Annotated in this window: 6 protein-coding genes; all 6 read right to left on the bottom strand. The window is 77.0% G+C overall.

Annotated features, from left to right (window positions below; all coding sequences use genetic code 11):
* Positions 1 to 35: 35 nt before the first annotated feature.
* From murC to ACRYM2_RS09125, 6 genes are read right to left on the bottom strand one after another with little or no spacing between them, the layout of a single operon-like run.
* Positions 36 to 1,451 carry a UDP-N-acetylmuramate--L-alanine ligase gene (murC, locus tag ACRYM2_RS09100; RefSeq protein ID WP_432521610.1) on the bottom strand — a complete coding sequence of 472 codons (1,416 nt, stop codon included), beginning with the start codon at positions 1,449 to 1,451 and terminating at the stop codon, positions 36 to 38.
* Entirely contained in the window at positions 1,448 to 2,542 is a 1,095-nt protein-coding gene (gene murG / locus ACRYM2_RS09105; RefSeq protein ID WP_432521611.1) for an undecaprenyldiphospho-muramoylpentapeptide beta-N-acetylglucosaminyltransferase, read from the bottom strand. The genes murC and murG overlap by 4 nt, the downstream gene beginning before the upstream one ends.
* The gene (ftsW, locus tag ACRYM2_RS09110; RefSeq protein ID WP_432521612.1) at positions 2,539 to 3,897 is read right to left on the bottom strand and encodes a putative lipid II flippase FtsW; all 1,359 of its coding nucleotides are present in this window, start codon (positions 3,895 to 3,897) and stop codon (positions 2,539 to 2,541) included. Before ftsW ends, murG begins: the two co-directional genes overlap by 4 nt.
* Position 3,898: 1 nt before the next feature.
* Positions 3,899 to 5,482 carry a UDP-N-acetylmuramoyl-L-alanine--D-glutamate ligase gene (murD, locus tag ACRYM2_RS09115; protein ID WP_432521613.1) on the bottom strand — a complete coding sequence of 528 codons (1,584 nt, stop codon included), beginning with the start codon at positions 5,480 to 5,482 and terminating at the stop codon, positions 3,899 to 3,901.
* Positions 5,479 to 6,570, bottom strand: a complete 1,092-nt coding sequence (gene mraY / locus ACRYM2_RS09120) for a phospho-N-acetylmuramoyl-pentapeptide-transferase (protein WP_432521615.1) — start codon at positions 6,568 to 6,570, stop codon at positions 5,479 to 5,481. Before mraY ends, murD begins: the two co-directional genes overlap by 4 nt.
* Complete coding sequence (locus tag ACRYM2_RS09125; protein WP_432521618.1) at positions 6,567 to 7,964, bottom strand: UDP-N-acetylmuramoyl-tripeptide--D-alanyl-D-alanine ligase; 1,398 nt, start codon at positions 7,962 to 7,964, stop codon at positions 6,567 to 6,569. Before ACRYM2_RS09125 ends, mraY begins: the two co-directional genes overlap by 4 nt.
* Positions 7,965 to 7,974 lie beyond the last annotated feature (10 nt).

Raw genomic sequence — 7,974 nt, forward strand, 5'->3', positions numbered from 1 at the left:
GGCCGGTGGGCGGCGCGGCCGGGTGGGACGGGCCATCAGCGCGCCGCCAGCAGCTCGAGCACCTCGGGGCCGACCCGCGTCACGTCGCCGGCCCCGATCGTCAGCAGCAGGTCCCCCGGGCGCACCCGCGCCGCCACGGCCGCGGCCGCGCCCGCGCGCTCGGGCACGAAGGCCACGTGCTCGGCCGGCAGCGGCACGGCCCGCGCGACCAGCTCCCCGGTCACGGCCGGGTCCGGGTCCTCGCGGGCCACGTAGACGTCCAGGACGACGACGTCGTCGGCCAGCCCCAGCGCGCGGCCGAACTCCGCGGCGAAGGCCCTGGTGCGGCTGACCAGGTGCGGTTGGAAGACCGCCACCACCCGACCGCCGTCGGCGACGGGGCGGGCGGCGCGCAGCAGCGCCTCGACCTCCGTGGGGTGGTGGGCGTAGTCGTCGACCACGCGCACGCCGGCGGCCTCGCCCTTGTGCTCGAAGCGCCGGCGGGCGCCGCCGAAGGCGGCCAGCCCCGCCAGCACGGCGGCGGGACCGGCACCGACCTCCACCGCGGCCGCGTAGGCGGCGGCGGCGTTGAGCAGGTTGTGCCGGCCCGGCACGCGCAGGCGCAGCTCGCCGACCGCGTCCGCGCCCTCGTGCAGCAGCGCCGAGGGCCGGGCGCCGTCGCGCACCCGCTCCAGCCGCACGTCGGCGTCGGCGGCCGTGCCGTACGTGCGCACCCGCACCCCGCGCCCGCGGGCGCTCTGCGCCAGCCGCCGGGCGCCCGGGTCGTCCGCGCAGGCCACGAGCAGCCCGCCCGGCTGCAGGCGCTCGACGAACTCCTCGAAGGCGGCCACGACGGCCTCCGGCGTGCCGTAGTGGTCCAGGTGGTCCGGTTCCACGTTGGTGACGACGTCGACGACCGGCGCGTAGGCCCGGAAGGAGCCGTCGGACTCGTCGGCCTCGGCGACGAACGGCCCGGCGCCCTCGCGCGCCCCGCCGTCGCTGCCGCCGGTCAGCTCGCCGCCGATGGCGTAGGAGGGGTCCAGACCGGCCTCGGTGAGGGCGACCGCGAGCATCGACGACGTCGTCGTCTTGCCGTGGGTGCCGGCAACGGCAATGCCGGCCCGGCCGGTCATGAGGGCCGCCAGCGCCTGCGAGCGGTGCAGGACGCGCAGGCCCCGCTCGCGGGCGGCGAGCAGCTCGGGGTTGGACGGGCGCACCGCGGAGCTGACCACGAGGGTGTCGCCGGGGCCGAGGTCGCCGAGGTTGGCCGGGTCGTGCCCGACGACGACGCGCACCCCGAGGTCGGCCAGGCGGTGCAGCGTCTCGGAGTCGGCGGCGTCGGTGCCGGAGACCTGCACGCCGCGCGCCCGCAGCAGCCGGGCGACGCCGGAGACGCCGACACCGCCGATGCCGAGCAGGTGCACGCGGCCGAGGTCGGCGACGGCCACGGGGGCGGGGGTGGTCGCGCTCACCGGGCCGCCGCCTCGACGAGGTCGGCCAGCCGCTCGTCGCCGTCGCGCACCCCGAACGCCTCGGCCGCCCGCGCGGCGGCGTCCAGCGCCGCGGCGTCGCCCAGCAGCGGCAGCACCCGCTCGCGGACGAAGGCCGCGTCCAGCTCGGCGTCGGGCACGAGCAGGCCGCCGCCGGCGGCGACGACCGGTTCGGCGTTGCGCCGCTGCTCGCCGTTGCCGATGGGCAGCGGCACGTAGACCGCGGGCAACCCCAGCGCCGTCAGCTCGCTGACGGTGCCCGCCCCGCTGCGGCAGGCGACGAGGTCGGCCGCGGCGTAGGCGGTGTCCATCGCGTCGGCGTACTCGCGCACGGCGTAGCGGCCCGCGAGCGCGTCCTCCAGCGGCGGCAGCGGCACCCGCTTGCCGCGGCCGCTGACGTGCAGGACCTGCACCCCGGCGCCCAGCAGGTCCGGTGCGCAGGCGCCGAAGACGTCGTTGAGGCGCTGGGCGCCCAGCGAGCCGCCGGTCACCAGCAGCGTCGGCAGGTCCGGGTCCAGGCCCAGCCCGGCCCGCGCCGCCCGCCGCCGCGCGGGGCGGTCGCCGGCCGCGGCGAGGGCGGTGATCTCGGTGCGCAGCGGCATGCCGGTGTGCACGGCGCCGGCCAGCGGGGTGCCGGGGAAGGCGACCGCGGTGCTGCGCGCCCACCGGGCGCCGAGGCGGTTGGCGATGCCGGGCAGGGAGTTCTGCTCGTGGACGACCACGGGCACGCCCGCGCGCCGGGCCGCGAGGTAGGCGGGGACGGCCACGTAGCCGCCGAAGCCGACGACGACCTCGGCCCCGACGTCCTCGATCGCCCGCCGGGCGGCGGCCACCGCCGAGCTCAGCCGTCCCGGCAGGCGCAGCAGGTCGGCGGAGGGCCGGCGCGGCAGCGGCACGCGCGGCACCGGCGCCAGGTCGTAGCCGCGCTGCGGCACCAGGCGCGACTCCAGGCCCTCGGCGGTGCCGAGGACCAGGACGCGGGTGCCGGGGTCGCGCCGGCGCAGGCAGTCGGCGGTGGCCAGCAGCGGGGCGACGTGCCCCGCCGTGCCGCCACCGGCGAGCAGGACGTTCACCGAGGAGCCTTCCGTGCGGTCGTGCGCTTCTTCGGCGCCGGAGCACCGGTCCGGCGCGGCAGGACGGCCAGCGAGCGGGAGATGACCGACTCGCGGGCCGCGAGGGCCTCCGGGGCGCCGGGTTCGGCGCGGGCGAAGGACAGCAGCACCCCGATCGCCAGCAGCGTGACCGCCAGCGCCGAGCCGCCGTAGGAGATCAGCGGCAGCGGGATGCCGATGACCGGCAGCAGGCCCAGCACGACGCCGACGTTGATGCAGGCCTGCCCGAGGACCCAGGCGGCCAGGCCGGCCACGGCGAGCTTGGTGAACAGCTGCTCGGAGCGGCGCACCAGCCGCAGGCAGGCCAGGGCGATGACGGCGAAGAGCACCAGGATGGTCAGCGTGCCGGGCAGGCCCAGCTCCTCGCCGATGACGGCGAAGATGAAGTCGTTGTGCGCCTCGGGCAGCCAGGACCACTTCTCCCGGCTGGCGCCCAGGCCGAGCCCCCACCAGCCGCCGGAGGCGAGCGCGTACTTGCCCTGCACGGGCTGCCACGACAGGCCCTGGATGGCCTCGGCGGTGTCGCCGGCGCCGAACAGCCAGTCGTGCACGCGGTCGCGGCGGTTGCTGCTGGTGAGCACGGCGATCGTGGCCACGAGCGCACCGGCACCGCCGGCGAGGGCGAACCACTTCGCGGGGACGCCGGCCGCCCACACCACCGCCACGACCATCGTCATCATGACCAGCGCGGTGCCGAGGTCGCGGGCGAGCAGGACCAGGCCGATCGTCAGGCCGGTGGGCAGCGCCAGCGCGCCGAGCAGCTGCAGCGGTTCGTGCAGCCGCTCGCGGCGCCGGGTCAGCGCCAGCGCGAGCGCCAGCACGAGGGCCAGCTTGGCGGCCTCGGAGGGCTGCCCGCTGACCGGGCCGATCGCGATCCAGTTGCGGTTGCCGTTGACGACGCGACCGATGCCGGGCACGAAGACGAGCAGCTGCAGCAGCGCCGAGCCGAACAGGGCCGGCACGGCCAGCCGCGACCAGGCGGTGGCGGGCAGGCGGCTGGCCACGACGAGGGCCAGGCCCCCCAGGACGGCGAACATCGCCTGGCGCCGGAAGTAGTAGAACTGCGAGCCGTACTCGGTGAGCGACTCCACGCTGGAGCTGGAGAGCACCATGACGAGGCCGATGACGACGAGCACGGACGTCGTGGCCAGCAGCACGTGGTGCGTGGCCAGCGGCGAGTCCAGCAGGCGGGCGCGCTCGCGGACCCACTCCCCCGTCGCCTCCAGCCACGCCGGGCGGCGCCAGCCGGCGGCCGGGCGGGACGCCGGGCGGGCACCGGCCGAGCGCGCCCGCGCCTGGGGACCGGTCAGCGCCACGTCAGCGCTCCCGGCGCCCGAGGCGGCGGTGCACCGCGGCCGCGAAGGCGTCACCGCGGTGGCCGTAGGAGGTGAACTGGTCGAAGGAGGCGCACGCCGGGGCGAGCAGCACGGTGTCCCCCGGCTGCGCAGAGGCGGCCGCGCGCTCGACGACGGCGTCCATGAGGGCGTCGGCCGGCGGGGTGTCGGAGGCGGGCACGCCTGCAGTCTGCGGGAGGTCGACCTCGACGACCGGGACATCCGGCGCGTGTCGCTGCAGGGCCTCGCGCAGCAGCTGCCGGTCGGCGCCGATGAGCACCGCGGCGCGCAGCCGGTCGCGGTGGGCGGCCACGAGGTCGTCGAAGCGGGCGCCCTTGGCTAGTCCCCCGGCGATCCACACCACGGGGTCGAAGGCCGCCAACGAGGCGGACGCCGCGTGCGCGTTGGTCGCCTTGGAGTCGTCGACCCAGTGCACGCCGTCCGCCCGGGCGACGGTGGCGACCCGGTGCGGGGCGGGGGTGAAGGCGCGGACCCCGTCGCGCACGGCGGCCTGGCCGACCCCGGCGGCGCGGGCCAGCGCGGCCGCCGCCAGCACGTTCTCGACGGCGTGCGGGGGCACCGGGTCCTGCGAGCCGGCCGGGCGCAGGTCGTCCAGCGAGCACAGCTCCGCGGCGCTGGTGGCGCGCTGCTCGACGAAGGCGCGGTCGCACAGGACGTCCTCGACCAGCCCGAGCGTCCCGATGCGCGGCACGCCGGTGGTGAAGCCGACGGCGCGCGCGCCCTCGACGACGTCCGCCTCGCGCACGAGCTCCTCGGTGCGCGGGTCGGCGAGGTTGTAGACGCACGCCACCTCGGTGTTCTCGTAGACGCGGCCCTTGGCCCGGGCGTAGGCGTCCAGGGAGCCGTGCCAGTCGAGGTGGTCGGGTGCGACGTTGAGCACCGCCGAGGCCAGCGGCCGCAGCGAGGCGGCGGTGTCGGTGGACAGCCAGTGCAGCTGGTAGCTGGACAGCTCCACCGCGAGGACCTGGTAGGCCTCCGGGTGGCGCAGCGCCTCCACGAGCGGGGTGCCGACGTTGCCGGCCGCCGCGGCCCGCAGCCCGGCGGCGCGCAGCATCGAGGCCAGCAGCTCCACGGTGGTCGTCTTGCCGTTGGTGCCGGTCAGCGTCAGCCACGGCGCGGCGCCGGTGGCCGGGCGCATCCGCCAGGCGAGCTCCACGTCGCCCCACACGGGCACGCCCGCCAGCGCCGCCCCCACGAGCAGGGGCGCGTCGGGGTGCCAGCCCGGGGAGGTGACGACGAGGTCGTAGGCCTCCCACGGCCGCGGCGGCGCCTGCACGTGCTCGGGGCCGAGCAGGACGTGCGCGCCGAGCACCTGCAGCAGCTGCGCCTTCTCGTGCGGGCCCTCGCCGGTGGCGGCGTCGACGACGGTGACCTCGGCGCCCACCTCCAGCAGGGCGTCGGCCGCGGCGAAGCCGGACAGCCCGATGCCCGTGACGAGCGTGCGCAGCCCCGACCAGCGGGATCCGGCGTCGCGCAGCTCGCGCACCCGGTCGGTGTCGTCGGCGCGGGGGCTGGGGTTGCCCAGCCAGCTGTCGAAGACCCTCATGCCCCCGTGACCCATTCCGCGTAGAAGACGCCCAGGCCGAGCGAGACGAACAGCCCGGCGATGATCCAGAACCGGATGACGATCGTCACCTCGCCCCAGCCCGCGAGCTCGAAGTGGTGCTGCAGCGGCGCCATCCGGAAGATGCGCTTGCCGGTGAGCTTGAAGGAGCCCACCTGCAGGACCACCGACAGGGTGATGATGACGAAGAGGCCGCCGAGGACGACGAGCAGCATCTGGGTGCGCGACAGGATCGCCAGGCCGGCCAGCGCACCGCCCAGCGCGAGCGAGCCGGTGTCGCCCATGAAGATCTTCGCCGGGCTCGCGTTCCACCACAGGAAGCCGAAGCAGGCGCCCATGACGGCGGCGGCGACGACGGCGAGGTCGCGCGGGTCGCGCACCTCGTAGCAGCGCGCCTCGACCTCGGTGAGCACGTAGCAGCTCTGGTTGGACTGGAACGTGCAGATGAGGACGTAGGCGGCCAGCACCAGCGTCGTCGCCCCGGTGGCCAGGCCGTCGAGGCCGTCGGTGAGGTTCACGCCGTTGCTGATGGCGGAGGTGATGAACAGCGCCCACAGCACGAACAGCACGGTGCCGACGGCCGCGCCGGCGAACGCGAGGTCCAGCGGGGTGTCGCGCAGCACGGACACGTGCGTCGAGGCGGGGGTCGCGCCGTCCTTGCGCCCGTCCGGGAACTGCAGCGCCAGGACCGCGAACACGATGCCGACCAGGCCCTGGCCGGCCAGCTTGGCCCGCGGGCGCAGGCCGAGGCTGCGCTGCTTGGAGATCTTGATGAAGTCGTCGAGGAACCCGACGACGCCCAGGCCGGTCATGAGGAAGAGGACCAGCAGCCCCGAGGCCGTCGGCGGCGCCCCGGTGAACAGGTGCGCAGCGCCGTAGGCGAGCAGCGCGCCCAGGATGATGACGGTGCCGCCCATCGTGGGGGTCCCGCGCTTGGTGTGGTGGCTCGTGGGCCCGTCGTCGCGCACGAACTGCCCGTAGCCGCGGCGCACCAGCCAGCGGATGTACAGCGGCGTGCCGAAGAGGGCGACGACGAGGGAGAAGGCCCCCGCGATGAGGACGGTCCTCACGCCGGGGCCTCCGTGGTCGTGGTCGGGTCGGTGGTCGGGTCGGTGGTCGGGTCGGTGAGCGGGTCGGCGGTGAGCGCCAGCGCGAGGCGGGCCAGGCCCGCCCCCTGCGAGGACTTCACCAGGACGACGTCACCGCTGCGCAGGCGCGGGCGCAGGAACTCCAGCGCCGCGTCGACGTCGTCGGCGAACGCGGCCTCCTCGCCCCAGGAGCCCTCCATGACGGCACCGGTGTAGAGCGGGCGCGCACCGGCCCCGACGACCAGCAGCTGCGCGACGTCCAGGCGCACCACGAACCGCCCGAGCGCGTCGTGCTCGTCGCGCGAGGCCGGGCCGAGCTCGAGCATCTCCCCCAGCACCGCCCAGGTGCGCCGCCCGCCGGCCATGCCGACGAGGGCCTTGAGCGCTGCCCGCATCGAGTCGGGGTTGGCGTTGTAGGCGTCGTGGACGACCGTGACGCCGTCGGCGCGCTCCACGACCTGCATGCGCCCCGGGCTGACGGTCTCGGCGGCGCTCAGCGAGGCGGCGACGCCGGCGAGCGGCAGGCCCAGGCCGAGCGCCACGGCGGCGGCGGCCAGGGCGTTGGTCACCTGGTGCTCGCCGTGCAGGCGCAGCTGCACGCCCGCGCGCTCGTCGCCGCGCACCAGGGTGAACCCGGCCCGCGCCCGCTCGTCGAGGACGACGTCCTGAGCGCGGACCTCGGCGTGCGCGGAGCGGCCGAAGGTCAGCACCCGCGCCCGCGTGCGGGCGGCCATCGCGGCCACCCGGTCGTCGTCGGCGTTGAGCACCGCGAGGCCCTCGGCGGGCAGCGCCTCGACGAGCTCGCCCTTGGCCCGCGCCGTGACCTCCAGGGAGCCGAACTCCCCGGCGTGCGCGGCGCCCACGACGAGCTCCACGCCGACGCTCGGCTGCGCCAGCTCGCACAGCGCGGCGATGTGGCCCAGCCCGCGGGCGCCCATCTCCACGACGAGGGCGGCGGTCCGCTCGTCGGCGCGCAGCACCGTCAGGGGCGCGCCGATCTCGTTGTTGAAGCTGCCCGCGGGGGCCACGACCGGGCCCAGCGGGGCCAGCACCTGCGCCAGCAGGTCCTTGGTCGTCGTCTTGCCCTGCGAGCCGGTCACCCCGACGACCACCGGGCCGCGAGCGCCCTCGCGCAGCCGGCGCAGGGCGCCGGCCGCCAGGCGGCCCAGGGCCGCCACGCCGTCGTCGGCGAGGACGACGGCCGTCCCGGCGGGCACCTGCACCTCCCGCTCGGCGAGGACCAGCACCGCGCCGGCCGCGACGGCCGCCGCGGCGTGCTCGGCGCCGTCGGGGGGGGGGGGGGGGGGGGGGGGGGGCGCCGCGGGCCGCGGCCGCCGCCCCCGGGCGGCCCGCAACCCGCCACCCCCCCCCCGCACAACCCCGCCC

Origin of the sequence: Kineococcus aridisoli, from assembly GCF_050871885.1 — a bacterium.
Lineage (GTDB): Bacteria > Actinomycetota > Actinomycetes > Actinomycetales > Kineococcaceae > Kineococcus.

Excerpts from the sequence above, each read along its gene's own strand:
- murD (WP_432521613.1), bottom strand. The coding sequence starts at position 5,482 with ATGAGGGTCTTCGACAGCTGGCTGGGCAACCCCAGCCCCCGCGCCGAC.